We start from the raw sequence: 378 nt of genomic DNA, 5'->3' as shown, positions 1-378 counted from the left end.
CCGGATGCACGCGGAGAACCGGTCGCTCCTGGACGAGGAGGAGGCGGGCAACCAAGCGGTCGCGATGCTGGACGCCGCCCTGCCGCTGCTGGCCGGGGTGCTGAACCCGGTGGACCACAAGGAGGGGTGCCGCCCGCACGTCTGCCCGCCTGAGAGAGACCGGCGGCCGTACTGCCCGGACTGCCCCCGCTGCGTGTGCTGGCGGTCGGAGTGCGGCGCGGAGAAGGCGCTCCGGTGGCGCGCGGAGGAGGTGTGGGCGCGGCTGGGCGCCTAGGCCGGCCTCGGGCCCGAGGAGACCGACGCCGACGTCCCGACCGCCTGAGCGCTGCGCCCGGTCTCCGAGTGCGCGAGACCGGGCGCGCCGCCGTCCCCAGGGTG

At 76.7% G+C, this 378-nt stretch carries 1 pseudogene; it reads left to right on the top strand.

Annotated features, from left to right (window positions below):
• Positions 1-274: pseudogene (locus PUR53_RS12890) on the top strand (hypothetical protein); the annotation flags it as partial.
• Between the last annotated feature and the right edge of the window lie 104 nt (positions 275-378).

This window comes from Streptomyces sp. SP18BB07 (genome assembly GCF_036322545.1).
Taxonomy (GTDB): domain Bacteria; phylum Actinomycetota; class Actinomycetes; order Streptomycetales; family Streptomycetaceae; genus Streptomyces; species Streptomyces deccanensis.
The sequence above is the reverse complement of the archived record's forward strand: the minus strand, read 5'-3'. Positions and strand labels throughout refer to the sequence as shown.